Consider the following 23,931-nt stretch of genomic DNA (forward strand, 5'->3'; position numbering starts at 1 on the left):
TTCGCCCTCCGCGTTCTTCGTCGAACTGGGCGCCGCAATGATGGTTGCATCCACGATCGTTCCGCGCTTGAGCATCAGCCCCTTGCGTGTCAGATAGCCGTTCACTCGCGACAGCATCTCCACCGCCAGTTCGTACTTCTCCAGCAGCCGTCGGAAGTTCAGGATCGTCGTCTCATCCGGGATCGGCTTGGTCAACGAAAGCCCCGCGAACTGTCGCATCGACGCGATCTCGTACAGCGCCTCTTCCATCGCGGGATCGCTCAGCCCGAACCAGTTCTGCATCAGGTGGACCTTCAGCATCACCTTCAGCGGATACGGCGGCCGGCCGTTCCCCGCCTTCGGGTACACCGGTTCGATCAGATTCAACAGGATCGTCCACGGAATCACCTGCTCCATCTCCGCCAGGAACGTCTCCCGGCGTGTCCGCTTGCGCTTGCTCGCGTACTCCCCGTCGCCAAAGCTCATCTGGTCCATCGCGCGCGGTCCTCGTCGGGTAGTGGCACTATCTCAGCACAATGGGGCGGACTTGTTCAGACCTTCCCTAGCGCGCGGCTTCCACCAGGGTGCCTTGTGCAGCGCGCAGGCCGTACACATACCCTGCGGAGTAGCAGCCCTGCAGCTTCGCCTCTGCCAAGTCAAGGCAACGTTCGGCAAACGGCTTGAGAGCCGCCTCGCCAGGGAGCGTTTCAACATCCGCTTTTGACTTGCTGCTGTCGCGGTAGCCGTTCGTAAACCCGGCATCGAATGCGAGCGCTGCTGTCACCGGCAACGCCACAGCTCGCGCCAATGGCACCTCAGAAACGTTCTTGTCCAGCACGTAACTGCCGATTTCTGCCGCAAGCGTATTTGCACCAGCATCGTCCTTCACCAGGTCGAGCAGAATCGTCCGGTACAGTCCATCAAGCGTTCCGTCGCGTCCGTGCCGCGTCAGGATGGTCACGCACTCGTCCACTGCATCAGGGGTCCAATAGTTCCCCCGTGCCCAATCGTCGCGCGCGCCTTTCACAGCGATTCCGCGCACGCACCCTTTGCGTAAGGACGTGACCATCGCCGGTGAATCCGTCGTGAGGGTGCTCCGCAGGCTATCACGCCGCCGCAGCGCCGCATCTGCTGGCTCGGCACTCACCGCCAATGGCAGCATCGCCGCAAGCAACATTCCGGCGATGCGCTTCATGCCGAGCACCCCAACGCTACCTCAATGCGTTGCAGCAATGCGCGGCGCTGCTCGTTCTGCCTGCCTTCGACAAAGAGCGCCTGGCAGGAATCCGCCTCGCCTAGCGTAACCTCCAACTGGCACGCCGCGCGAACGCAGTTGGCGAACTTGTTCTTTTCCTGCGTCTCCGCCGTCAGCGTGTCGAACGCGCAAAGCGTCGCCTTCCCCGGCATGTGCTTCTTGAACAGGTCGAAAATCGTCGGAAGCCGCTGCGATTCGGCGCGCGCGTTAGCGCAAAGCTGCGCCGTACGGCTGCGGATCTCGTCACGCAGCTCGGGCGATGCCATCGCCGAGCGGATGCGGGCGGCCCCGGCTTCCGGGTCGGCCTCGGTGCCGTCGCCGGTCACCTGCATGAACCCCGCATTCATGGCGCCATGCGCGAATCCACTCTGCGCCGCTTGCGCGAACAGCCCGTAGGCGCGGTAGGGGTCGGCTGCGGTGCCATGCCCTTGCTGCACCATGACGCCAAGGTTTGATAGGGCTCCCGGCATGCCCTGCTGAGCGAGTGCCGAGAATCCGGCATAGGCCGCCGGGTAGTTGCCTGCCTTGTAGGCAGCGACTGCCGCATCAAACGCGCGCTGCCGCTGCGCCTGCTGGACTCGTTCCTCGGCTTCCCGCCGTTCACGCTCCTGTGCGGCCAGTTGTTCAGCAGATGGCTGCTGCCCCCAGGTCGCTCCCACACCGGATGCGGCTTGCCGAGGCGATCGCCCGGAATCGCATCCCGGCGCAATCAGAATTGCGAGCAAAACGATACCGCAGAGGCTCGACAGCGCCCCCTTGCCATGCGCACGCATCGGGATACTCCGCCACTACTCGATGCGATCAGCCTGCCACGCTGCAACACTTTGAACAATTTTGTTGCAAGGTATACGCCGTAGTTCAGAGAGTTGCTGACGGAGCGCCCTCATCGGTGTACCGCAAATGAACGAAGAGGCAAGGAAACGCGAAATTTATTCGCAACCCTCTTGTTCATTCGGTTGCATCGGAGGTCGCCATGAATCAGCCAATTGTCACCAACTGGCAAGTATTCGATGAGGCAGGCCGCCGCAAGTACCTCAACACCGCAGAGCGAGCTAGATTCCTTGCCGTGGCCGAACGCATGCCGCCACGCATCTGCGCGCTCTGCCATGTGCTGGTGTTTACGGGCTGTAGAATTACCGAGGCATTGCGCCTCACGCCGCACCAGCTCAATGAAGGCAGGCTCACCATTGCCACGCTCAAACGGCGCAAGCGCCATTTCCGCCTGGTCCCGCTGCCGAAAGGCGTGGTCGAGATGCTGCAAGCCCTGCCGGGTGAACCGTCGGCGCGCTACTTCCCCTGGCACCGCGCAACCGGCTGGCGCTATGTCGCAGAAGTCATGCAGCGTGCCGGCATCGAAGGGCCGATGGCCTGCTGCCGCGGCATGCGCCACACCTTCGGCCTGTTCGCACTTGCTCATGGCGTGCCACAGAACCTTGTGCAGCGATGGTTGGGCCATGCCAGCCCAACCACCACCGCAATCTACCTCGATGCAGTCGGCGTCGAAGAACGCGAGTTTGCGGAGCGCATGTGGTGATTGGGCCATCGACAGAGTAGAGAAAGCCGAGCCATGCAGCGACATCGGCTTTCTCTCTAAGGATGTGCGTCATTCACCAATGATTTCGCGTATCTTCTCGATTAGCGCCGCGTAATCGGGCGTCACATCTGAAAATTTGTCAGACAAAGACTTATCGTTCTGTTCGCCGGGAGTTAGAACAGTCTCGATCAGCTGGCCAACAGATGTCCCTCGTTTATAGAGCCTAACTTGTTCGTGTTGATAACTGGGAAGATCGACGGGGACATGACCGAGCCCAATGCCGGCAAGCACCTTGCTAATGTCATTGCATACTTTTACGCCCAATCGCTGCGCACCATGAGCGTCACGAAGAACTTCCATCGAGAACGTCTTCACGTTATTGCTTTTTTCTACCTGCTCCTTGATTTTTTCCCAAGACATATTAGTCTCCAAAAGTTGACTTCGGCAGAGTAAGTGGGTGTCGCCCTGTAAACTGGCTGTGCCGTCAGTACAGCCAAACTTGCCTCCGCGGCATGCGCGATACCTTTGGCATCTTCGCCCTCGGGCATGGCGTGCCGCAAAACCTCGCGCAGCGATGGCTCGGCCATGCCAGCCCAACGACCACCGCCATCTACCTCGATGCCGTTGGCATCGAGGAACGCGAATTTGCGGAGCGGATGTGTAGCTGATCGAATCTTCATTAAATCGTCACACAAAATAACGTGGAACTGGTATATGCAAAAGATAGCGAAATAAATTTGGAGGTAAAAATGACAGATGACGTGAAAATTGCGTTCTCGAATCGAGAGTCCGAATGCCTAGCAGCCGCAATGAAACTACTTGAAGAGTCAATGTCGACCATGCCAATAGGCGGATTTTCCGGGAGTGCCACGGATCCGAGAGTCGCGGGCCGTGCATTACTGGTTGAGATAGTAAACGAGAAGTATCACGAATGCGCCGGAATTCCGAAGAAAGATAAAAGCGTAATTGGCCCAATAAACAGATAGTCCATTATATTGATTTAATATCGCCGACGACATTAGAGAGATTTCTAATATCTATGTCTTTACGCAACATCTTTGCGAATTCTAAGAACTCGTTTCCGCTCCAAGCGAGCTTCCGATATCTGCGCGAAAACCCCGGCTTCCGTTTCGTTCCTTCAAGTTTCCCCATCAGATCGAGTATGGCGATTGCCAACTCTCTATCAATATCATTTCCCTTTATTTTCGCATTAACTCTAACTAGTTTCGTTTTTATAACTATTGACTTTATGAAGCTTACGAACTGAGGATTCGACCCGCTGTGGCTGGGGCCTTCTTGACCCGAGACCCAATCATTCCACGACCTCAGTAGAGGCCCATCATTGGTTATTGAGTGGCCATTCTTGTTTTCCTTTATCAGCTCCTTTGAAATTTTTACTGAAAGACTATAGGACCAATCAAAAAAAGTATCATGGTCAAGGACACCGAGTAACCAGAAATCAAACTGATCGCTTTTCAGCGCCCAGAATGACGCCCAATAGCTCCTGCTTTTGTCCTCTATTTCCTCTCTTTCCTGGTCCCTAATTTTCGGGTCGCTTGTGTCCTTCAGCTCTCGCTTTCGTTTAAGAATGTCTGAATACTCCTTGCTCAGCTCCTCATAACGTTTTGTGCAGTGCATCGAAACGTCAACTGTTTTTGTGATAAGGCTTATCCATTGAGCTCGCTTTCTTGTGTGGTAACTGATCGTCATCGCAACTATCTGGGCAATTAACACGCCCGCAAATCCAACGACCGGCGCTATCCAGTTGGCGTCAATGTCATTGATCGGCATAAAAAATTCCCATCATAGAAACGGTTTTCGTTAGTAGCCCGGACTTCACGCATGAAACATCGAACTAGCCGCGCAGGTGCTGGCGCGCAAGTTCGCCCAAGCCTCGGTCTTCGATCATGAATAGCCGCGTCCCGAAATCGAGCGACAGCATCCGGTCGCCGACATACTCGGCTGCGATAAGGTGCGGATAGGCCGTCTGCCAACCGCGTGGCCGTCGCTTTCCGGCTACAAACTAGTCGGTCTGGTAGGCAACGAGTGCATGCGCCGCAATCTCCTTCCCGCCGCCCGCGTAGTAGTAGGTGATGCGTAGCGAGTTTCGGAAGGCGATTTGCGGGAGGACGAGAACACCCGTGTTGTTCTCGGCGGCATCCTGCGCATATGCAGCCGTCTTCCCATCCGTGTTCATCGGATAGGTAAATTCGTAGCCGTCCACGTTGATCGAGATGGTGTAGTTGCGCCCCCCGGCTGTGTTCTGAACGTAGTAGCCGAGAACGGAACCGCTGATAAGGCAACCGTGCCCTTGAATGTTGAGGAGTTCGCGCGCAGAGCCGGCGGTGCCCTCATAGTTATCCGTGAACGTCTTAAGCAGTGGCACGCCGTCCTTGGTCACAGCGGATGGACATTTGCCATCGTTCAGCGCCTCTGCAACTCGCGCCGCGCGACTTGCCCCTTGCTCGGATTCCTTGGCGTGTTCCGCAGATGCTTTTGCTTCCGACGCAGCCTTCTCCGCGGCAAGTGTGGCTTGGTAAACCGTCACGCCCGCCGTAATCAGTGCCGTAATGACGGCAGTTACCGCCGAGATCAGCGCGATTTTCACGGTATCGCCGGTCTTGCGCGGGCGTGGAGACCGCTGGCCTCCGGTGGGACTTTCAACCGAGGTGTTCATCCTTCCTTCCCCTATGGTTGTGGAACGTCACACGAACAGCTTCATTGAACGCAGCCTGGAGGGATGCGTTTCCATCATCGTTGTGGTGCTGCATCGAATCGAGCGATTCGAGTAACCCTGTTCGCCTCCGGCTTCGTATTCCAGATCGACTCACTGTATTCCTGCACCGCGAGCACGATGCCTTGCTGCAGATGGCGGGCGAGGTCGATCAGGCCTGCGCCTTCGATCATGAATTTCCGCTGCCCGAAATCCAGCGACACGAGCTTGTCGCCCGTGTACTCGATGCTGAGCAGCATCGGGTAGCTCATCTGGCAGCCCATCAGCAGCCCGCTTTTCGGGTCGAACCGCCGAAAGTCGATGAACATCGCCGGGTGCGACCGCCCGCGCTGCAATATCCACGGGTGATAGACCTTCAGGTCCGGTGCGGGCACGCCCTCGTCCGTTGGCGCCGCCGTGCTGGCCGAGGTGGCCGTGCTGACCTGGCCGACCATGGCGGCCCGGCGCGGCTCAAACATTTCTTGCCAGTTGCTCATGCTCAGCGCTCCATGCCGAACGGGTGCTCATGGCCATGGCCGCGCTCCGGCTCGGGCGCCGGTCGCAAGCGGTCCAACTGGCGGTCGAACCAGCCATAGAACCGTCCGGCCATATGCGCCGCCTTGTCGGGCGCCATGCCGGTGTCCTCCATGCGCTGGAAGGCGCCGGTCGCCGCCCGTTCCACCGCCTGGTAGTGTTTCGCCATCTGGAACTGGCCGAAACGGTCCTTCATGCAGCCGTAGAGATCGTGCAGGTAGTAGGCGAGCCGCAGCGCCGGTTCCGGCAGGCGGACAAGTCCGCGCTCCAACAAGCTGCGCCGGTCGATCCGCTCGGCGGAGCCTGCGCGCTCCAGCGCAGCGTTCGCGAGGCGCTCCCAATCCTCGCGGCACTTGTCGAAATAAGCCGGCGAGTTCCAGCTATCACGGTTGCTCATCACCAGCACCGGCTTGCCGTCCGGGTGCCGCGCACCGTCCGGGTCGGGTATCCAGTCATGGCGCGACTTCGGTCCGAACCCGTCCGGCGTCAGGGGCCGCATCGTCAGCATCACATGCGCATGCGGTTGCTCCAGTCCGTCGCTGGCGACCTTGTTGTGCCAGCACACGTCCGCCACCATGCCCTTGCTGACGAACGCCTCGCGCAGATAGTCCCGCACCAGGCGAATCCGCTCTGCCGGTTCGAGCTCGCGGGGAATCATGATCCGAAGCTCGCGGCATAGCTGCGCATCCTTGCGCCGCTCCCCGGTCTCGACGGTGTTCCAGAATGCTTCGCGGCCAATGTTGCGACACCAGCGCGGCGCGCCTTCGGGCAGCAGGATTTCCTTGTGCTCAACCCCGCCGCGGCGGCTGTAGTCGTGAACGGTCGCCGTGCGCTCGTCGTACAGGCGTTCGCCTGAGCGATAGGCCGCCGCCGCTACCGACGAGCGACCTTCACTGCGCTTCAGAACCTGCATGCTCATGCTGAATAGCGCCATGACGTCGCTCCCCCTGTCGTCCATCTGACGGCTTCACCGCCTTCAATCCCGCCCCACCAGAGAAAGGCTAAGTGTGCACTTATACGTTGCAAGCAACGTGCACCCCTGCCGGAGGCTCCTTGAAGATCCACGATGGATCAAATGTCCTAAGAAATGGTTAACGTGGCCGTCAATGGCTCTGAAATATCAGTGCAATTCCTTCGAGGGTTGGACGGTGCGCCAGCAACGCCACCGACTCGGACCGTACAACCTTAGCGATAGAGCTCGAACTTCACGATCATGAACCGCGATCCGACTTTCCGAATTTTTGGCGGAGTCACAAGTTGCGCATGTGGCAAATGAAGCACCGAAATCTGACGACGCCAACCCGCCTTTAGTCGAACTACAGACTGCAGGTTTGCAGCGTCTGCAAACAGTGGTGGGGGAGCTGCTGGTAGGCGACGCCCAAGGGCGGCACCGCGTAGAGCGGTCGCGTGACGCACTGACGTACCAGCGTGTCGTCCATCTTTGGGGTTGGCGTGGAGACGGATGCCGGTACGGCCTGTCGACGCCACAGCCGAGCGACCGCAAGAAACGCGAGATAGGCGACGATCAGCACCGTGAACCACACCAGCCCGGCCTGCTGCTTCGGCGTCTTCACGGTCCCGGCAAGGCACAGCCACGACACGGCGACCACCGCCCACAGAAGCCAGTGCGAGCGGGCGCGCGGTTGGTCCGTCGCTACCGACTCAGGCGCCGCCGTCGCTGCCGCCTGCCTGCGCGACGGCGCGGCGCTCGGATCGAGCGCTTCCCATTCCCGGTGCCACTGCCGGTAGCGAGCAACCTGGGTTCGCGCCCGGCCCACCCACAAGGCGGCGGCGATGGCGCCAACAGGAACCAGCGCCGATGCGCCGGCGGCCCAAAGCCCCAGGGCGATGAACATGAATACGAGGGCGCTGCCGACGATCAGTCCGTGCCCGAGGATGAAATAGAAGAAGGGCGGTCGGTTCATTGGGCGAACGTCGTCAGCAGCATGTTGCTTCCCGAATCGGTGAAGGACCGTCCCGCCTGATACCAGACGGCGGATACCCGGTTGCCGTTGGCCGGCCCGCCGGTCTTGAGCATCCGGCCAAACTGCGCCGGTTCGATCAGATGGTCCATCTGCTCGCTATAGCCGTAACTCTTGCCGGTGCTGGTTCCGCCGCCGCGCTGCTCACCCCAGCTCTCGCCCGTGCCGTACGAGTTGCCGTAGTTCCAGGAACCACTCGTGCGCCCGTCCGGGCCCGAGCTGCCCCCGTTTCCCGATTGGCTACCGCGATTCACGTTCGAGCCCCGGTTCATGCCGTAGCTCGTCGAGCTGCCGTCCGTCTCGTTGTAGGTCTCGCGCCGCTTGAGTACGCGACCGAGCGTGCGCGCCGCCCATTCGTTGGTTTCCGGGCAAGCATTGCTGTGGAATATCTTCGTGCCGAAATTTCCGAGCAGGTGATGTACGCGGTCGCGCGCGTTCTCGCCTTGCATACGGGCGTAGTAGGTCGGCAGCGATTGCGACAGGTAGACCGTGGAGGCCCGCGAGGTGCGGCAGGTCGACTGGAATTCGGCGTCGTAGGAGTTCACGAAATACTGCGCCTCATCCGCCCAGAGGAACACGGGGCGATCGCGCTGCCCGGCATCCAACGCGTTGCGACTGAGCACAGCCCGCTGCCACATATATTTGAACAGTTGCTGGGCGATGATGCCGTCCTCGTTGCGCGTCAACGCGGGCATGTCGAGCACGATCAGCGCACCGTGGAAGCACAGCTCCGGCACCAGCGTCGTCTGCCCGCAGAAGGCCGGGGCCAGCCATCCATGATTGAACCGGTCGAGCGTCGTGGTCAGCGAGGTCACGATGTTGCCGCGTGTCTTGCTATCGAGTACGGCGAAGTCACCGCGCCAATAGCCAAGCAGCATCCGACCGGCTTCTGGCCCAATCTGCGGGCCAGCTTTTGCAAAGGTTGCAAACATGAAGGACCGTGACTGCCAGCCCTCGTCGTCCATTTCCTGCAGTGACCGCGGTGCGCTGCGCACGAACTCGCAGATCTGGGGGATCGAAATGCTGCGGTACGCGGCATAGAGCACCGGAATCGTGTTGCGAAGGAGCTGGCGCGTCGTGTCCTCCCAGAAGGAATCGCCGCTGCGACCCGGCGTCGGCCCGGCGAGCCGCGCCGCTTCCACCACGCGCAGCAGGCACTCGACCACGCTGTTCAAGCCTGCCGAACCCTGGCGCGCCAACTCGTATGTCACGAAATTGAAACCATGATTCGCGCCGTTCCATTCGATCAACGACGCTTGGCGTCCGCTCATGGCGGCGTAGCGCCGCCAAAGCGTGACCTCGTCCGGCTTGGCGCAAAGCACTAGCCCACCGAACCCTGCGCGCAGATAGGCGGTCGCGAGCGCCTGCCCCGAACCGCTCGTCTTGCCGCTGCCGATGCTGCCGAATACCGCGACACCCTGGCAGGCGTCGCGCACCGTAAACACGTCATTCGACGAAAGGCGAAGCAGCGCGCTGTCCATGAACTAGTTCGCAAATAGATTTTTGATGTACCTTACCACTAAGCAACTATGTGTTCGCAACCACCACGGAGAACCTCATGGCGCAGCGCGACTGGTTTACCGAAGCGTTCGGGCGCGCGATTACCGACATCCGCGAAAAAGTCGTCGAAGAACCCTGGTTTGGCCGCAAGATCGCGCGGCCCGGAGAGCACGCGCTGTCGCGAGACGACGAACGATTTGCAACAGCTGCAAAAGAACATCCCGAAGAACGCGATCATGCCCGCGATTCGCACGAACTGGACATTGATCGCTAACTCGTCGACAAACTCGCTAGGAGAAGGCAATGCCGTTACCGCTGATCGCGTGGGCTATAGGCGCCATAATAGCGGGTGCTGCCGCAGGTAAAGGCGCAGAGAAGTACGGTGACAACAGGATCGACAAGGCGAAGGCGCTGATCGCGGATGCGGAGCGCTACGTCAACGACAAGCACATCGAATTCAAGCGCCGCCGGCGTCAGTACCTCGAGCGTATGCAGTCCTACGTCGAAATGATCCGTCGCGCGGTGCGGACGCCGTCGAGCGCCGTTCGAAGCATGCCCTCCGAGCTGCCGGAGGCACTCAAGCAGGTATGGGCGGACATGCTGGCGGAGCTGCGAACGCTCTCGCCGACTGCTGCGGATCGTGCCGGCATGCCACCAACCCAGCGGCAAGAAATACTCAGAAGCTTGCAGGGCGTGTCCGCCTATGCGCGCTTCAACCATCGCGACTGGGGGCATTTTGCTGGCATCGCTGCCGGAGCAGTCCTCGCCTATGACGGCGTCGCCAAGGCGGTAAACGGTGCCAAAGCGTATGAGCGCGCCGCGGCAGCATCCACAGAGATGCGACTTGCCGCCGATCAGCAGATCGCATCGCTTATGAGCGCGCACGACGATCTAGCTATGCGGTGGGACAGTATCGTTGTTCCGCTGATGGGAAATGCGGACTCGGACGAATCAATGGCCGCAGTGCTACTCGAAATGGCATCCGATGTGGCCGCCGAGCTGGCGCGGCTGCTTCAGGAGTTCGGCGATGACTGACTTCTTCGCCGGCATGCAGGTTGCGCCAGGCCAAGCCGTGACGGAGCTCACCATCAAGGCGACAGCGGCAACGCTCATCCAGTACATGGATCTCGCGAAGCAACGGGAGGCTTGGCGTGCCCGGATCGAGCATGTGCGTTCTTCGTTCGAGAAATACGGACGCACGGAGGAAGTAGTCCTCGAAGATCGCCGGCTACGAACAGACCTCGCCCGATTTGCCATCGAAAAGCTCGCAGCGGCAGGCGATAGCGCAGCCATCCTGGCGCTGTTCAAAGACTACAACGCCGGCAGCCATGACTATCTCGGAAAAGTCATCGAAGTCATTGCGTTAACGTATCAACAAGAAGCGTAAGCCAACCCTGGCCCGGCCAGAATCTTCATCGAATTGTCATACAACACGATGGCCGCGATCGGCTATGGTGAAGTATGAGTGCCGATGACCTACAGAAACTTCGTGATGCACACCAAGCCATTCGGCGTGACCTTCGCAAGCTCGTTGGAAACGAGCTGGTTTTCGATGAAGCCAAGGCGGAACTCGCTAAGCTCCGTGAATCGCTGACGCATCTCAAAGGCAGCAGCTACACGCCGCTGGTTGGTGCCATTACAGGCCTCGCCGTCGTCGGTATCGGCTACGGTGTCGGGCGCTTAGCCACCGAGGCAGCCCAGAGAAAATCGGATGCGAAGTGGACTGAGAAAGTCCAGCAACAGGCCGGAATTGCCGCACGCACCCTGTAGCGGCTGCGCAATCCTACTTGGGCTGAGCGCTTGAGCGTTGAGCTGAGTGAGCTGCATCGCGGGCCGGCACTCGCACCATTGCAGGATACCAGCGCTCGTCAATCTGTTGGGCCAGTCCCGCGATCCGCAGATTCGCCAGATCGCGCGTCGCGTTACTGGGAATCGTTCCCACTAACTCGGCCACCTTGCCGGGCAGCAACCCTTCGTTCCCATGCTCGACGAGAACACGCAGCGTACGCAAGACACGCTGCTGCGCGACGTTCCAGTGCTTCTCTTCTTTGCGCATGCGATAGCCGTCGTCGCCTTCCATCCGGGGATAGTGTCGGCAACATCACGAACCTCTCACCGCGAGAAGAAATCAGGCGCGGCCATACTGGCTGCACAGTCGAAGGAAAAACGCATGGCAGATCGGAGCGCAGGGGGGGCGGCGAATCCGGGCACCTGCTCGACTACAGCCAATCGGAAAGTGTCACGCTCTGCCCGTCGGGTAACCGGGCGATCTGAGCATACAAGCGTCCCAGCTTCGTTATCGCTTCCTGCTCATCCACGGCGACAAGATTCCCAACCTCGTATTCACCACCCAACACAAAGGGCTTGCGCGGCAGGAGGCGCTTACCCGGCGGGATGGGACCATGCGTCGCCTGCCATTCCCGCGCAAGCGGCCATCCGGTCAGCTCAGCGTAATCGCTGAGAACTGCCCCGACCCATTCGCTCAATGTTTTTGTGAGTTCGATGATCTCAGCGGTCTCGGGATTGAACGACACCACGCCCGAGGCCGTAATCCCGAACTGCACGGCGAATATGTCCTCCGCAAAGAACGTGATTCCTCTTGCGGCATCACCATACGCCGCCCGCCATCCGGCGGGGGAATTCCACTCGATAATTCCTCGCACCGATCCGCAACTGCTCAGCGGACGAAAGAGCAGCGCACTTTCAAATGCGTAAAAGCCGTTTCGCCGACGCAAGACAGACATGACGGCGCGCATGCCCTCAGACGCTTCAAGAAGCGTCGCGCTGGAAACAGCTTCCGCAGGCCCGAGCGGCGCGGATGCGATACCGAGCAACGCATCAATGCTGTCTTGCTTTGTCATTACGGGTCGTCCTTTTTCGGCGGAACAACGATCTGCACCCGCGTCCCGTCGGGCAGATCCTGTATTTCATATTTTAATGTGCTGCCGCTACTCCGATTATCACCGGATTTGACGTGCTGGACACTGTACTTCGCGGGATCGTCCGGCCTGATGACCGCCGGTGGAAATTCGTCGCGGTCATAGCCGGGCTTGGTCTCGTAGTCTTTGATGCGCGCGGCGCGACGCTTTGCCGCCCCTGTCCGGTCGATGGTTCCAGTCACGCAACACCCAGCCTCTGCCGCCTCTTGCGCGTGCCTACGTGCATCAGCAGCGTTGTCGGTCTCCAGAAACCGGCGCAGCTTTACAGGATCATGGGGAGGCCCCGGAGGATTCCCCCCGCCAGTCATCCGCTGCATCGGCACCAATTCGGGGCGGCCATTGGCACCTTCGGTGACATGAAAGCTCGTGGGTGGGCCACGTTTGGGCGCCATCGCATTCAGCACGCGACCGGTGAGCTTGCGAGGGTCGATGCTGGCGGCCAGATCGAGCTGCGCGGCGGTATCGTCCTCATAGTAAGCGCGCTCGTAGGGATCAAGCGCAGCGTCAATGGCCGCATCAGCGGCAGCCCGGGGATCAGCTATCGCGCCTTCGGCAGCGCCGAATGCAGCCTCCGCAAACTCGGCGACCTCTTGGTTCGCTGAATCGGCGCCTTCACCGAGGTCTGCGATGTAGGTGTCCGCCGCGGTGAGCGCCACGTTCGCTCCGGCATTCGCCATGGTCACGACACCTTCGCCCGCTCGGTTTCCGGCAGTCAGAAGCACCGTCCCCAGCATCCCAATCTCGACAAACGGACGCTCGTACCAGGTAGCGGAACTACGCATCGCCTTGATCTCGATAGCGAGATTGACGATGTCTTGCTGGTTCTGCTCGTGGCCTTGCAGCACTTGTTGCAGCTCGGCTGTCCTACCGCTACGATCGAGATAAATGAGGGGGTTGGCGTTCGCGTAGACATATGGGTGAAGCGTAATCGGTCGCATCGGGTCGCCCGCTGCAGGGTCTTCGCTTAGAAACGCCCCCAACTCCGAGTCGTAGTAACGCGCGTTCGCGTAGTGCAGCCCGGTTTCGTCATCGACCACGTAGCCGGTGAAGCCGAAAGGGCTCTTAACGGTGGATACCGTTGCTATGGGATTACCCCAGGCATCTACCTTGAATCGCGATACGACCTGTCCGTCGGTCCGCAGAATCGCTATGGGCGTCCCGAGTGCATCGAGGAGATACTGATAGACCTGCCCGTTGCGCCGCATCGAAAGCAGACGGCCATCTGCCGAATAGTCGTACCTGGCAAGGGAGTTACCGAGGACATTCGTTTCCTCGATCAGCCGGGGGCCGTCATAGACATATCGAACGAGTGTGGCGTTCGGGCCAAACAGTTCCTTGTGGGTTCGCTGCCCGGCGGCGTTGTAGCCGTATCGCGCGACCGGAGTGCCATCGCGCTTGACCTCGATGAGCCGCCCACGCGCATCCCATAGGTACGCCGTAACAGCTCCGCCCTGCGTCTTGGTCTGCCGGTTGCCGTTTTCGTCGTAGGTGAATACGACGTTGCGCTCCGGATTCGTAGAGTCGTTGATCGCCGTTAGCTGATTGCGAGCGTTGTATTCGTAGGTTCTGACCGTCGGTGTGGTCGCGGCAACAGCCGATAGCGACGCGAAGGCAGTCAGGAATAATGCGAGCCACAGTAGACGCATGAATGATCCGCCGTATGCCGTTCATGGGTACACAAAGGTTTATTGTTGCATACGCGCGACGGATACGACAGTTGCGGCAATGTCGTTAGTGCCACTCAAACGACGTGGCAAAAATCTGGTCAGGCAGTGGTGACGCAGAGCTTCCCCAAAGGTTCGATGCCGCAAAGCCCATCCCGGCCACGGTGAAGGACATCGCTACAATTCCGAATATCTTGATGGCTCCGTCATATTTTCTGGCATAGCGATCACGCCGAAATAGCTCAAGATAGTCACCGCCGGCGAGAAAGTCCGCAGCAGCTTTCTCAAAGGTTCCCATGCGGAAGTAGGCGCGAACAATCCGAACGATTTTTACCGCCGCCACCATCAGCGTTGAGAGCCAGAATAAAGTGAGGGCCGATTTCGCAGCAAACATGCCGATTGCCGATTGCTTTCCCCACACGCTGAGAATTGCGATGATTGCGCCGGTGTCGATTGCGAGAATGTAGGCCTCCGCGTTCAATTCCGCGTCCAGCGCGCGATTGCGCAGATCACGAAGGCGCGCGAAGACTTCGCTCCGCTCGCCGCTGTCTGGCTTCGCTGGAATAAGTTCCGGCGTTTCGATTTTCGGAGCGCTGGGGAGGCTCGTTTTTTTGTGGGACGCCTTAGCCATTGTTCCTTGCCTCGCGCAAACTCGCGGCGGTGGAATACCACCCCGGGAGAACGCCACATGGCGAACAATCGCAAGAACTGCCGCGACGAAGAACATCCTCTCACTACGGGAAGCCGGGATCGTTGCCGGAACTCTGGCGCATTGCAGCGTGCATTTCACCCGTCACCGCCAGTGAGCTACTGCCGCTGCGCTATTGGGTCGCGGCCACTCTCTGCAGACTGAGCCTACGGCTCGAAACCATTGGCGAAAATCGTGTCCGCCGTGCATAGATCGAGGAACACGCAGTCGGCCCATTCCGGATAGTCGATGAATGGATTGCGGTTGTGCTGATAGCCGAACACGATCTCATTGCGCAGCCGCTCGCGGTCGGTCGGCGGGTCCATGTAGTGCCAGGTCAGAATGACGCTGAGCAGGCCCATATACGCCGTGCCGGAGGTATTGGTGCCGGTGGTCTGGATCAGGCTCAGATTGTCTGTCAGTACCAAGTCGGGCTCCGGGCTGTTCGTGATCCCGTTGAGCCCGCCCTCGTACCGCACATCCATGTAGAGCAGCGCGCGCGCCAGATCGCCTTTGCGCGAACTCCAGACCTCCCAGATCACCCCGTCAGACCAGTTGGAATTCCCCGGATATAGACCGCTTCCTCCGCCTTCCCCGTTGGTCAGCACCGTCGTGTATTCCTGGCAGACCGACGAACAGGTGCCGAACGGCTTGGTGCCGCGCGTACCGTTGTAGTTGTTGTCGGTCAGATGGAGCATGTGGGTGTCGGTGTACGGGTAGTTCGTCGCGCCGTCATCCGGGAAGCCGTAGGCCTTCGGCCAGATATGCTCGCGGTTGTAGGGGCGATTGCTCGTCACCTTCGCAAACGACACGTTCTTGTAGGCGTCCACGATGCGGTACGGATCGTTCGGGTCTTCATCGGCCTGTTCGAGGATCGTCCAGGTGTCGGTGCCGCCCGAGGAATACGGATAGCGGGTGTGATCCTTGATGATCGTGTGCAGCGACGCGCGCAGTGCCGCTGCACTGCTCGGATCGACGTTCTGGTAGTAGTTGCCGATGGCCGGTCCGGTCCCAAAGCTCCAGCTGGCATCACTGCTCATCGCGTTCGGGCTGCCGTCCTGATCGAGGACCAGGGCCGCATGCACTGTTGCCGTGCATGTCTCGCTGCCGCCGAGCGCCGGCACCGGCTGCGCACTGAACTGCTGCGCGCCGCCAGTAATGGTCAGCGCATGGGCGCCGGTATTCGTGCAGTTCAATGTGAGCCAACCATTGGAAGCCGTGACCGCTTCCGAGAAGAACACGCGCAGCGGGCTCAAGGTGGGAACGCCAGTGGCGCCGGCGACGGGACGGCGATCCGCGACTATAGGCGCGACATCGGTCGCCACGGTGAACGTGCTCGTAGCATTCGCCGCCATCGTGTCCGGCGTGCCGTCCAGATCACTGACCAGGCTGGCGGCAACGGTGGTGGTGCAGGTCTCTGCCGAGGTGAATAGCATCGTCGGCGTGTAGACGTAGTGCGCCGCGTTCGGATTGGAGGTCAGCGTCAGGCCGACATTGCCCGAGCTGGAGCAGACGAGCGTGACCGCGCCAGGGCCGAGCGAAACCGCCTCGCTGAACTGGACGCTGACGAGCGCAGATTCCGCCACGTTCGTGGCGCCCTGCGCCGGCTGTAGGTCGATGACGGCAGGCGGGGCATCGACGCCGCCGATGAATGTCTGGCCCTGATTGCACTGACCGAACGACGCGGTGGCGGAGGACTGCCAGATGAAATCTTCGGCGACCGTTCCCGTGCCCGCCAGCCGCAAGGACTGGCCCGCTGGCGCGCTGCCGTTCTCCGACACGCCGATGTCGGTGCTGGTCAACCCTGCTGCCGGGCCGTTCGTCGCGGTGAACACGCCCTCGTAGCTGAGGAACTGAACGACCGTGCTGCCGTTGACGAGCGCCAGGCCATCAGGTGCACCGTTCTGCAGGCCGGTAGCATCGACCATGACCGTGCCGAACCCATCGCACTGGTTCGCCAGAAAACTACTCAGCGGCATCGTGCCGTAGGTCGTCCCGCCCGTCCCGTTGTAGAAGACGACGGACCAGCCATCGAGGTTGGTCAGCGCGGGGCCGGCGATTTCGACAGCCTCGCCAGTGTCCGGCCCACTATTGTCATAGTGGATTTCGTTGACGAAGACGGGGGCGACAGCCACCACCGGGGAAGCGAACACGGAAAGCAGAACGGCTAACAGTGCGATGCGCGAATGCATGAGAGTCGTCCGGCAGGGGATGCCAGCGGACGACGTTAGGCTAGTGAGGTGACGGGATCAAGAATGCGTCAGACAGACGCCTTAACGAACGCTAGCGCTGACGGCAGCTCAGCCGCGCACCGCGCAGCGAATCACTCTATTCGGGCTTGAAGAGCTCGTTCTTGATGTTCTTCTTAATGGCGTCGAGTTTTTCCGTCAGCGCCTTCTTTTCATCTTCGGACAACCCCGGCTTCTGCAGTTCCTTGAGAATGTCATCAGCCTCGCTGCGGAACCGAAAATCGTTGTAAAGAGAGAGTGCTTCGATCAACGCCGTCGCATTGGTTTGACCATCGGTGCGGACGTTGTAGAAACGTTGCATCAACGCGGCGCTGGCAGCTGTGCTCTTGAATTCTTCAAGTCTCTTGTCTTCGCGCCCGTCGAGTGCGATGACGGCGTAAGGGATCTTTCCCTGGTAGGCTGTTCCCTCGGCGTTTCTGAGGATACCGTCCTTGCCGATGGAATAGTTTTTTAATGTGGACTCGTCGAGTTCGGAGCGGGTGAGAACCGCAAAGCCGGCAACGGCTGTCCTCTCGCCACCAACATCAAACGAGATCACTTCCGTTCCCTGGAACTCGGCTTTGTTGTCGTACAGGCCATTTGCAACCTGCCCGCCAAGCTTGAACAGGGAACCCGCGGCCAGCAGATACGGCGATGCCATCGCAAAAATGGGCAGCCCGGCAGCATCGCGAAAGATGCCTCCGACAGAATTGAATAGTTCCTCATTGATATTGTCGATCGCCAGTTCCACGGTAAGCGTCAGCGAACGGTCGACGAGCGCTGGCGAGTAGAACATGACCCGGGTTCCTTCCTCGGTCGCGGCAGGCCCTGATATTGGCATCAGTCGAGTCACTGACTTCTTCAACATATTGAGCGCTCGGGGTTGCGCGTCGAAGGTTTGCCAGCTTTTCACCGCGGACGTTACCAGCGCACCGCGCTCTTTTCCAAAGATGCCCGATTTGGGTGGAAGGTCGCCCGGATAGACGGAGGCCAGCCAGATAGTCAGCGGCTTTCCCAGCCCGATTGGTGTGAACGCAACTGTCGGCGCTTCACCGGATGGGGCAAATTCGAACCCATGACTCTCTGCCGCAAAGGTCAATCCCCCACTCTTCACGCTGACCTTCTCGTTCGCGAACGACAGGATGGTTTCGCGATGCCTACGCACCTCTTGGGGTCGCAACAGGTTACCGCCGACAGAGTAGTAGAGTGCCATTTTCCCAACTCCCGAGTGATGCAACGGCTGCCGCACAAAGAACTTAAGTGTCGCCAGGGCGCTCATCCTCTCAGCCCCTCGACCCGCGGTGTAGCGCGGTACACGCTCCGGCAATACCTCCTACCCCGCCTATTGCGTCCCATGCCTGAGGCTCGGTGTACCCGCCGGCTTGGGAGGCCGCTCAATCGGCGGATAACCATCAGCCCGATGAGACACTGTCTTGACAGGCCAACAGGTGGGCCAGTAGCCTTCACAGTTGGTTGTTCTGCAGGTTGCCATCCGGACGGAATATTCAATAGTCTCGCGCAGTTGGCGAAAAGTGTTGTGAATCCAGCAAGATGCTGATAGTAGAAGCGCGCGTACCATGCCCGAGTGGTGGAATTGGTAGACGCAGTGGACTCATAGCGAATTTGAGCCCTCCGGGGGAAACCCCAGAGGTGAAGCCCGTCAAACTCGGTGAAGGCCCTGGACAATGTCCGAGCTAACGCCGAGCCAAGCCCTAGGCCGAAAGGCTCAGGGAAGGTGTAGAGAGCAGACGGCGGGCACCTACGGCAATGCAGTCAACCGACTGCGGCGCTACGGTGAAGGCGTGCTCCAGACCACGAACGCCCTGCCCCGTGCAGGTCGGCGGCGAAAGTCGAAGTGGGAAGAAAATCCACCGCCGCAAGGCTTGTCGGTTCGAGTCCGACCTCGGGCACCATCTCTCTGAAAGCCGCTCCCGCAAGGGGCGGCTTTTTTAATGGCCGACCTTCAGTCCGATACAGCAACTGGTAACGCCAGCACAATGCCGTTCTGCAGCAACACTAGACGGACGACACGAAACGCGCTGACATATACACATAGTTCGTATTTGTAAACCGAGCGCGCAATGGACATTGCCTTTCCTGAAGATTTCTTTACCCCACCGACAGTTAGACCGGACGAGTGGCCTGACGATCCGGATTTGCGACGTGCGGTCGAGTGGTTTAGATCATTGATGCCACGTCAGCAGTGGGTAAAGCGTCGCGAGAACGCCGCGCGACGTCTATATCAGACTACTTTGGGAAGAAACATCACTGATCCGAAAGGGACTCGCGTTTTTGATCCCAACGACACTTTTGGTTGGCACCTTTTCCTAGCCGAGTCTCACCTTGACCACATCTGGAATTTCGAACCAATTTACGGATCGCGAGTTGTTCCTGTCTTCAGATCGATAGGTAGAAACATCGAGCGCCTCCTGGATATTGAAGGCTCGAAGAAGCGCGTGCGGAAAATGATTGCGTCCAACGCATCGCAGCCGAACGGAACAATGTTTGAACTCCTCGTCGCTGCCGCCTACAGCCGAATTGGCGCACAGGTGAAATTCGTCGACGAAAGCAAAACATCGAAAAGCCATGATCTCGATATTCTTCTGAAGGGAGTTTCGTGGGCGGTCGAATGCAAGCGCATGGAAGTTGGTGACTACACCGAACAAGAGCGGCTAAAAATCGGATCACTCTGGAGTAATTGCACTGCGTTCCTAGAAGGAGTCGGAGCTAACGCACTATGCAATGTCCAGTTCTTTGTCGAGCTATCCGCTGTTCCAAGCCCATATCTCAAGGAGAAAGTCGACGCCTGGATAGAATCAGGAAGAACCTCTCTTGAGTGGGCCGACGATATTAGCCACGGAACGATCTCGATTCTTGATATTTCCCCACTTCAATACGTGCTTAGAACGGATCTCGTGTTGCAGGGAAGTACCCGCATCCTCCAGTTACTAACGGGAGAGTACGTTCGCAATGGGAACTATCGGACTTCGCTCCGCACCAAGCTCTGGTCAAAAAACCCGCGTTACATTGAAGAATGCAGCCAGGCTATCGTCCTACATTGGCAAAGCCTTTCCGACACGGCCATCTCCGGCAAAGCGCGTGACATCCGTAAGAAGATCGTGGAAGCGAACGAACAACTTCCACCAGACAGGCCTGGCGTAATCCATGTCGGATTTGAGGCAGTAGACGGCAACTTGATCGAACAAGAGAGGCACAAGAAGATCCTCGCTAACGCTCGTGAGTTTGTTCAGACGAACAAGCAGCTAGAGTATGTGTATGCTCACTGCTTCGCCCCTGAGTGCCCACCAACTAGCGGGATCGCTTTCGACGAAACCACGATCTGGTGTGCAATACGAAACGTACACCCTCGACCGATGGATGATGTTTTTCTTGTAGCTCCTGACGATGTGGCGCAGCGACCCGGCGGTCATTGGCAAGCACCCGTCGAATAATGAGCGCTAACGCACGCGACGTAGTCCTACAAATGCTTATCAGCGCGCAGTATTACGCTTGGCCGGGCTCAAGCCCTGCGACCTTCAGAAACATGTTCTCTAGATCGTACGGGCCTACATCAGCAGCTATCTTTGCATGCAACGACCGCTTTAGCAGATACACATCCTTAAGGAGTATCGGCGACTGTCCCGGCATCAACACGGCGGGCATCAGCAGGTAGGCTCCAACTCTCCTGTAGTGGTCCAGAAACCGAGTGAGGTTGACGTCGTCGGAAGGTTCCATAGTGAGGGAGCGCGACGCAAGCATGGTAAATCGTGAATCTACCTGACCCTTCTGAATGCTTGAGGTCACGATCACACCGTAGTGCGTCGGATGCTCGACAGAGAACTGGCGAACAACCCCGATGTAGATTTCCTCCTCCTTGTCCGCATCCCCAAATCGTTCGCGCCATCGCTCAAATATTTTTTTCGCCGCCTCGCGATTCTTGAACATAAGCGCCATGAACGGTGGCGCCTCGGGTGCGAACATGCCGTATGCAGTTCCCGTCCAACCTGCACGGTCCCAAAGGTGGATGTCGATAACCGATCGAACCTTCACGTCACGGTGATCAGTCATCTTTAAGACTTCCGGCCTCTCATCAACGAATTCGCCGGTTTCCTGCGAATGCGCCTTAGCTAGGGGTGGCTCGCGCTTAACTTTGGGCCTGTCGAGTTTGGCCTCAAACCTCTTGGGTTCATACCTGTCCCACGAGGACAAACGCGAGACGCCACGGAAGATGCGCTGGCGACTGGAACAAACGGAGCCAATCATCGCAACGCGATCGATTGCTGCATCTGTCTTGAAGAGGCGAGCGATTGCTTCTTCCAGGTTTTCTTTTGTGCGGCACGTAGCTGAAAAGATCGTAGCCGCGACTTCTAGCAACATATTGAGGAAATCAGCATGTACCGATGGTGATCCTGGAAACAAACCACGGGGCCAACGAACCGTCGCCCTCATCTGATCTATGTCGATTACCACCGCGAAGCGCGCAATGTCTTCTTCGACAACGGCAACATCGAACTGCTCCGAATGGGCGGCAACCTCCAACTCGAACGCCGTTGCGAAGAAGGCCTCGACCGTCGCGACAATCGCCTCGGAAACGGTTACGCAAATATCTGTAGGTTTGTGCGCCACACGAACCTGCACGCCAAGAACAGAGGTGGCAAACACCTGCTCGTTCTGCCCGTTGAATATTGCAGGTCTCCAGGAGGCATCGCCAGCGGGCTGTCCAGCTAGTCGGTTGAAAAAGCTCGCAACGTCCGAAGCTGATTCGCTCTCAGGAATCCATCCCTCGCCTCTCAGAAATTTCTCGTACCCGAGCATATAGAGAAGCGTGAACTTGCTGTGGTTCATACCCAGACCGCTCAAGATGTCGGGGATCGTCTCAAGCTGCTGCACTTCATCCCGAGAAAGATTCGCCAACTGGCAAGCCAGCACCAGGTCGAAATCCTGCAACTGCTTGTCGGCGCGCTTGGACGACTCATCATCGTAGGGCAACGCGCTCAAGGATCCACGCGCGATTTGAATGATTTCCAGTATTTCGGGAAAGTGCTTGAGCTCGACCGCCATCCATGCAGCATTCATCAGTGTCGGAAAAGCAGTTGCCGGGAGTGACCCATCCTCGTCCGCTTCGATAAACAAGATCGCGGCAGCTGACGTGCAGCTCGCGCGCGCGGCCCAAAGCAACCCGGCACTTCGATATGCCACTCCGAGGAGGCACAGCGCATCAACCAAGTCCTCGGCGTGCTCTTTTTTTGAGAGCATTCGGACGGCTTTGCCGAGAACCCTGATCATCTCCATGTTCTCGTCGAAGTCGAGCTGGTTGGCCCGTTTGAGTAGTACCAACGCCCCCAGACTCTCGCCAGTGCGCCTAGCTACGAAGTCAGAAACCTGATCCACGAGGTCCCGGTAGCTGCGGTCCTTACCAGCCACCTTGCCAAACACCTCGATCAACCTGACTAGACGACTAGCGTCAAACTCTCCTAGGCCGTCGGCCTTGGCGACGATCTTCCTGAACTGGGGCCACAATATGGCAAGCTGACCTGGTTCACGGGCCATTACTGCTTCATTGACGCTGATGGTAAGCAGGGAGACTTTGGCCTCCAACGCGTTGTTCGGTCGCTCGCTGTCACTCGCAAGTTCGGTCAATCTTGACAACAACCGTGCGACCCGCTGCTTCAGTCCCACCTGCTCTGGCGTGAGGTGGCCATGGATGACAGCGTTGAAAAGTAGCTGCAGTAGGTTGCAGAGCATTTCGAGCTCAGCCGCATGCTCGCTTGTGGCGACTAGCGCTTCGAAGTTGTCGTAGCCGTTGACGATCGCGTTAATGTCATCGAACCACCAGAAAGCCGTCCATAGAGTCTCGTAGCGCGCAGTAAGTTGCTGCCGGCGTGTCCCTCCGTCGTCCGCCAAGCGAACAGCCCGAAGCAGTCTTCCGTCTACGTCGGGTCTCGGCAATTCCAATTCTCGCGCCAGCTTGGCGGCAACGAGCGCTTCGGCAGCTCGCTGCATCTTCATCCCAGTGAACGCCTCAGGATCCGTCAGTTCCTGTTCTATTTCGGCCAACTGCCGTTTGCGCGAATAATCTGATGGGCCAAGATCAAGATCGCTCGCTTCATCACCGATGCCCAGATAGTAGTACGCAAGGTCGCGCCGGCTATTTTCTATGACTTCTTTGATGATCCACGTTCGGTCATGAATCGTAACTTGAACGCCGTACTTACTAGAAAGCTCTTCTTCTATTCGCGCTCGATCCTTTGCGCGCGCAGGCCTCGACGTTACAAAGAAGACTTTCTTATAGCCACGATTCGTGGCCATGATGCCGGCCACGTCCGAGCGCGCTTTGTCTGCCCACACCTTCTTTGCACTGAAGGCGAAAGCCCATCGCTCACTGCCGCTGTTGGCGAGACCAACATAGGCGAGCTTACTGATCTCATCGGATACAGGGGATGTCTCGGTGTCAGCCTTGCTATCCCCGCCACCTTCCGGCCCCGTCGCGGGCCTTAGGTTTGGGCAGATGGTCCGCTCGCAAAGCTTTCGACAGAACAGTTCGAAATCATGCGTCTGGTTTCGGTCGGTAATAGTGTCCAGATGATGAGACAGAACCTCAGCTTTGAGCTGATGTTTAATGCGCTGAGCAGAGTCGGAATATAGTTCAGGCCGGATTTGGCGCATGAACTCTGATGGCGAGACCATATTTTCTGGCTTCTTCTGCATCCTGCTGTTCCTACGCGATGGGGATCGAGAGTCAAGCCGATAGGTAGTAGTCGCCTACGCAGCCTACTCAACAAGGAAGGTCTTTCTCCCACCTTCCGGGCAGTCCGAACGCCCCTGCCACAAACGCAGCCGTTTGACGCGCGCCGCGATCTGAGCAAGTAGACTACGCGCACACATTCACGCTGCGATACTGGTTAAGGGGCAGGG

24 protein-coding genes are annotated in these 23,931 nt (G+C 58.8%); 7 read left to right on the top strand and 17 right to left on the bottom strand.

The genetic code is table 11. The annotated features are described in order from the left end of the window. From NON22_RS01035 to NON22_RS01045, 3 genes are all read right to left on the bottom strand, one after another. Window positions 1–474: IS5 family transposase (locus tag NON22_RS01035; protein ID WP_257385032.1), on the bottom strand; the 474-nt coding region annotated here is incomplete at its 3' end. Between the two features lie 67 nt (window positions 475–541). Then, window positions 542–1,174, bottom strand: coding sequence for a hypothetical protein (locus tag NON22_RS01040; protein WP_257385033.1), 633 nt, complete (start codon window positions 1,172–1,174; stop codon window positions 542–544). Further along, window positions 1,171–2,007, bottom strand: a complete 837-nt coding sequence (locus NON22_RS01045) for a tetratricopeptide repeat protein (protein WP_257385034.1) — start codon at window positions 2,005–2,007, stop codon at window positions 1,171–1,173. The genes NON22_RS01040 and NON22_RS01045 overlap by 4 nt, the downstream gene beginning before the upstream one ends. Window positions 2,008–2,207: 200 nt before the next feature. Between NON22_RS01045 and NON22_RS01050 the strand changes: the two genes are divergently transcribed. Beyond that, window positions 2,208–2,768 (top strand): tyrosine-type recombinase/integrase, encoded by a 561-nt coding sequence (locus NON22_RS01050; protein ID WP_257385035.1) that lies wholly within the window; start codon window positions 2,208–2,210, stop codon window positions 2,766–2,768. Between the two features lie 69 nt (window positions 2,769–2,837). Here NON22_RS01050 and NON22_RS01055 read toward each other — a convergent pair whose 3' ends face one another. Continuing rightward, complete coding sequence (locus NON22_RS01055; protein WP_257385036.1) at window positions 2,838–3,188, bottom strand: hypothetical protein; 351 nt, start codon at window positions 3,186–3,188, stop codon at window positions 2,838–2,840. Window positions 3,189–3,280: 92 nt separating this feature from the next. Between NON22_RS01055 and NON22_RS01060 the strand changes: the two genes are divergently transcribed. Next, the gene (locus NON22_RS01060) at window positions 3,281–3,436 is read left to right on the top strand and encodes a hypothetical protein (protein ID WP_257385037.1); all 156 of its coding nucleotides are present in this window, start codon (window positions 3,281–3,283) and stop codon (window positions 3,434–3,436) included. Between the two features lie 322 nt (window positions 3,437–3,758). Here the strand turns inward: NON22_RS01060 and NON22_RS01065 are convergent, their stop codons facing one another. From NON22_RS01065 to NON22_RS01090, 6 genes are all read right to left on the bottom strand, one after another. Then, window positions 3,759–4,559: a hypothetical protein gene (locus NON22_RS01065; protein ID WP_257385038.1), complete on the bottom strand. Its 801-nt coding sequence runs from the start codon at window positions 4,557–4,559 to the stop codon at window positions 3,759–3,761. A gap of 232 nt (window positions 4,560–4,791) precedes the next feature. Beyond that, a complete protein-coding gene (locus NON22_RS01070) occupies window positions 4,792–5,445 on the bottom strand; it encodes a hypothetical protein (protein WP_257385039.1) in 654 nt (217 codons plus the stop codon). Between the two features lie 74 nt (window positions 5,446–5,519). Further along, window positions 5,520–5,978: a hypothetical protein gene (locus NON22_RS01075; RefSeq protein WP_257385040.1), complete on the bottom strand. Its 459-nt coding sequence runs from the start codon at window positions 5,976–5,978 to the stop codon at window positions 5,520–5,522. Window positions 5,979–5,980: 2 nt separating this feature from the next. Further along, entirely contained in the window at window positions 5,981–6,949 is a 969-nt protein-coding gene (mobQ, locus tag NON22_RS01080; RefSeq protein ID WP_257385041.1) for a MobQ family relaxase, read from the bottom strand. Between the two features lie 382 nt (window positions 6,950–7,331). Next, window positions 7,332–7,940 carry a hypothetical protein gene (locus NON22_RS01085; RefSeq protein ID WP_257385042.1) on the bottom strand — a complete coding sequence of 203 codons (609 nt, stop codon included), beginning with the start codon at window positions 7,938–7,940 and terminating at the stop codon, window positions 7,332–7,334. After that, window positions 7,937–9,478, bottom strand: a complete 1,542-nt coding sequence (locus NON22_RS01090; RefSeq protein ID WP_257385043.1) for a type IV secretory system conjugative DNA transfer family protein — start codon at window positions 9,476–9,478, stop codon at window positions 7,937–7,939. Before NON22_RS01090 ends, NON22_RS01085 begins: the two co-directional genes overlap by 4 nt. Before the next feature lie 77 nt (window positions 9,479–9,555). Here NON22_RS01090 and NON22_RS01095 point away from each other — a divergent pair, with 77 nt between their 5' ends. From NON22_RS01095 to NON22_RS01110, 4 genes are all read left to right on the top strand, one after another. After that, window positions 9,556–9,771: a hypothetical protein gene (locus tag NON22_RS01095; RefSeq protein WP_257385044.1), complete on the top strand. Its 216-nt coding sequence runs from the start codon at window positions 9,556–9,558 to the stop codon at window positions 9,769–9,771. A 29-nt stretch (window positions 9,772–9,800) separates the two neighbouring features. Beyond that, the gene (locus tag NON22_RS01100; protein ID WP_257385045.1) at window positions 9,801–10,532 is read left to right on the top strand and encodes a hypothetical protein; all 732 of its coding nucleotides are present in this window, start codon (window positions 9,801–9,803) and stop codon (window positions 10,530–10,532) included. Beyond that, window positions 10,525–10,884, top strand: coding sequence for a hypothetical protein (locus tag NON22_RS01105; protein ID WP_257385046.1), 360 nt, complete (start codon window positions 10,525–10,527; stop codon window positions 10,882–10,884). Before NON22_RS01100 ends, NON22_RS01105 begins: the two co-directional genes overlap by 8 nt. Window positions 10,885–10,958: 74 nt before the next feature. Beyond that, window positions 10,959–11,267, top strand: a complete 309-nt coding sequence (locus NON22_RS01110) for a hypothetical protein (RefSeq protein WP_257385047.1) — start codon at window positions 10,959–10,961, stop codon at window positions 11,265–11,267. A 13-nt stretch (window positions 11,268–11,280) separates the two neighbouring features. On the opposite strand, the gene NON22_RS01115 is transcribed toward NON22_RS01110, so the two are convergent. From NON22_RS01115 to NON22_RS01140, 6 genes are all read right to left on the bottom strand, one after another. After that, window positions 11,281–11,577, bottom strand: coding sequence for a hypothetical protein (locus tag NON22_RS01115; RefSeq protein WP_257385048.1), 297 nt, complete (start codon window positions 11,575–11,577; stop codon window positions 11,281–11,283). A 139-nt stretch (window positions 11,578–11,716) separates the two neighbouring features. Further along, window positions 11,717–12,358, bottom strand: coding sequence for a hypothetical protein (locus NON22_RS01120; protein ID WP_257385049.1), 642 nt, complete (start codon window positions 12,356–12,358; stop codon window positions 11,717–11,719). Continuing rightward, the gene (locus NON22_RS01125) at window positions 12,358–14,082 is read right to left on the bottom strand and encodes an RHS repeat domain-containing protein (RefSeq protein WP_257385050.1); all 1,725 of its coding nucleotides are present in this window, start codon (window positions 14,080–14,082) and stop codon (window positions 12,358–12,360) included. Before NON22_RS01125 ends, NON22_RS01120 begins: the two co-directional genes overlap by 1 nt. A gap of 85 nt (window positions 14,083–14,167) precedes the next feature. Continuing rightward, window positions 14,168–14,827, bottom strand: a complete 660-nt coding sequence (locus NON22_RS01130) for a hypothetical protein (RefSeq protein ID WP_257385051.1) — start codon at window positions 14,825–14,827, stop codon at window positions 14,168–14,170. 128 nt (window positions 14,828–14,955) lie between these two features. Then, window positions 14,956–16,980, bottom strand: coding sequence for an endonuclease (locus NON22_RS01135; RefSeq protein ID WP_257385052.1), 2,025 nt, complete (start codon window positions 16,978–16,980; stop codon window positions 14,956–14,958). 136 nt (window positions 16,981–17,116) lie between these two features. Then, complete coding sequence (locus tag NON22_RS01140; RefSeq protein WP_257385053.1) at window positions 17,117–18,229, bottom strand: hypothetical protein; 1,113 nt, start codon at window positions 18,227–18,229, stop codon at window positions 17,117–17,119. 868 nt (window positions 18,230–19,097) lie between these two features. On the opposite strand from NON22_RS01140, the gene NON22_RS01145 reads away from it, so the two are divergent. After that, window positions 19,098–20,468: a hypothetical protein gene (locus tag NON22_RS01145; protein ID WP_257385054.1), complete on the top strand. Its 1,371-nt coding sequence runs from the start codon at window positions 19,098–19,100 to the stop codon at window positions 20,466–20,468. A gap of 52 nt (window positions 20,469–20,520) precedes the next feature. Here the strand turns inward: NON22_RS01145 and NON22_RS01150 are convergent, their stop codons facing one another. Next, window positions 20,521–23,724 carry a tetratricopeptide repeat protein gene (locus tag NON22_RS01150; protein ID WP_257385055.1) on the bottom strand — a complete coding sequence of 1,068 codons (3,204 nt, stop codon included), beginning with the start codon at window positions 23,722–23,724 and terminating at the stop codon, window positions 20,521–20,523. Window positions 23,725–23,931 lie beyond the last annotated feature (207 nt).

This window comes from Tahibacter caeni (assembly GCF_024609805.1).
Lineage (GTDB): Bacteria > Pseudomonadota > Gammaproteobacteria > Xanthomonadales > Rhodanobacteraceae > Tahibacter > Tahibacter caeni.

Excerpts from the sequence above, each read along its gene's own strand:
- NON22_RS01130 (WP_257385051.1), bottom strand. The coding sequence starts at position 14,827 with ATGTTCTTCGTCGCGGCAGTTCTTGCGATTGTTCGCCATGTGGCGTTC.
- NON22_RS01135 (WP_257385052.1), bottom strand. The coding sequence starts at position 16,980 with ATGCATTCGCGCATCGCACTGTTAGCCGTTCTGCTTTCCGTGTTCGCT.
- NON22_RS01075 (WP_257385040.1), bottom strand. The coding sequence starts at position 5,978 with ATGAGCAACTGGCAAGAAATGTTTGAGCCGCGCCGGGCCGCCATGGTC.
- NON22_RS01085 (WP_257385042.1), bottom strand. The coding sequence starts at position 7,940 with ATGAACCGACCGCCCTTCTTCTATTTCATCCTCGGGCACGGACTGATC.
- NON22_RS01140 (WP_257385053.1), bottom strand. The coding sequence starts at position 18,229 with ATGGCACTCTACTACTCTGTCGGCGGTAACCTGTTGCGACCCCAAGAG.
- NON22_RS01070 (WP_257385039.1), bottom strand. The coding sequence starts at position 5,445 with ATGAACACCTCGGTTGAAAGTCCCACCGGAGGCCAGCGGTCTCCACGC.
- NON22_RS01115 (WP_257385048.1), bottom strand. The coding sequence starts at position 11,577 with ATGGAAGGCGACGACGGCTATCGCATGCGCAAAGAAGAGAAGCACTGG.
- NON22_RS01095 (WP_257385044.1), top strand. The coding sequence starts at position 9,556 with ATGGCGCAGCGCGACTGGTTTACCGAAGCGTTCGGGCGCGCGATTACC.
- NON22_RS01055 (WP_257385036.1), bottom strand. The coding sequence starts at position 3,188 with ATGTCTTGGGAAAAAATCAAGGAGCAGGTAGAAAAAAGCAATAACGTG.
- NON22_RS01120 (WP_257385049.1), bottom strand. The coding sequence starts at position 12,358 with ATGACAAAGCAAGACAGCATTGATGCGTTGCTCGGTATCGCATCCGCG.
- NON22_RS01150 (WP_257385055.1), bottom strand. The coding sequence starts at position 23,724 with ATGCAGAAGAAGCCAGAAAATATGGTCTCGCCATCAGAGTTCATGCGC.
- NON22_RS01050 (WP_257385035.1), top strand. The coding sequence starts at position 2,208 with ATGAATCAGCCAATTGTCACCAACTGGCAAGTATTCGATGAGGCAGGC.
- NON22_RS01040 (WP_257385033.1), bottom strand. The coding sequence starts at position 1,174 with ATGAAGCGCATCGCCGGAATGTTGCTTGCGGCGATGCTGCCATTGGCG.
- NON22_RS01090 (WP_257385043.1), bottom strand. The coding sequence starts at position 9,478 with ATGGACAGCGCGCTGCTTCGCCTTTCGTCGAATGACGTGTTTACGGTG.
- NON22_RS01065 (WP_257385038.1), bottom strand. The coding sequence starts at position 4,559 with ATGCCGATCAATGACATTGACGCCAACTGGATAGCGCCGGTCGTTGGA.
- NON22_RS01105 (WP_257385046.1), top strand. The coding sequence starts at position 10,525 with ATGACTGACTTCTTCGCCGGCATGCAGGTTGCGCCAGGCCAAGCCGTG.
- NON22_RS01125 (WP_257385050.1), bottom strand. The coding sequence starts at position 14,082 with ATGCGTCTACTGTGGCTCGCATTATTCCTGACTGCCTTCGCGTCGCTA.
- NON22_RS01045 (WP_257385034.1), bottom strand. The coding sequence starts at position 2,007 with ATGCGTGCGCATGGCAAGGGGGCGCTGTCGAGCCTCTGCGGTATCGTT.
- NON22_RS01060 (WP_257385037.1), top strand. The coding sequence starts at position 3,281 with ATGCGCGATACCTTTGGCATCTTCGCCCTCGGGCATGGCGTGCCGCAA.
- NON22_RS01110 (WP_257385047.1), top strand. The coding sequence starts at position 10,959 with ATGAGTGCCGATGACCTACAGAAACTTCGTGATGCACACCAAGCCATT.
- NON22_RS01100 (WP_257385045.1), top strand. The coding sequence starts at position 9,801 with ATGCCGTTACCGCTGATCGCGTGGGCTATAGGCGCCATAATAGCGGGT.
- NON22_RS01145 (WP_257385054.1), top strand. The coding sequence starts at position 19,098 with ATGGACATTGCCTTTCCTGAAGATTTCTTTACCCCACCGACAGTTAGA.
- mobQ (WP_257385041.1), bottom strand. The coding sequence starts at position 6,949 with ATGGCGCTATTCAGCATGAGCATGCAGGTTCTGAAGCGCAGTGAAGGT.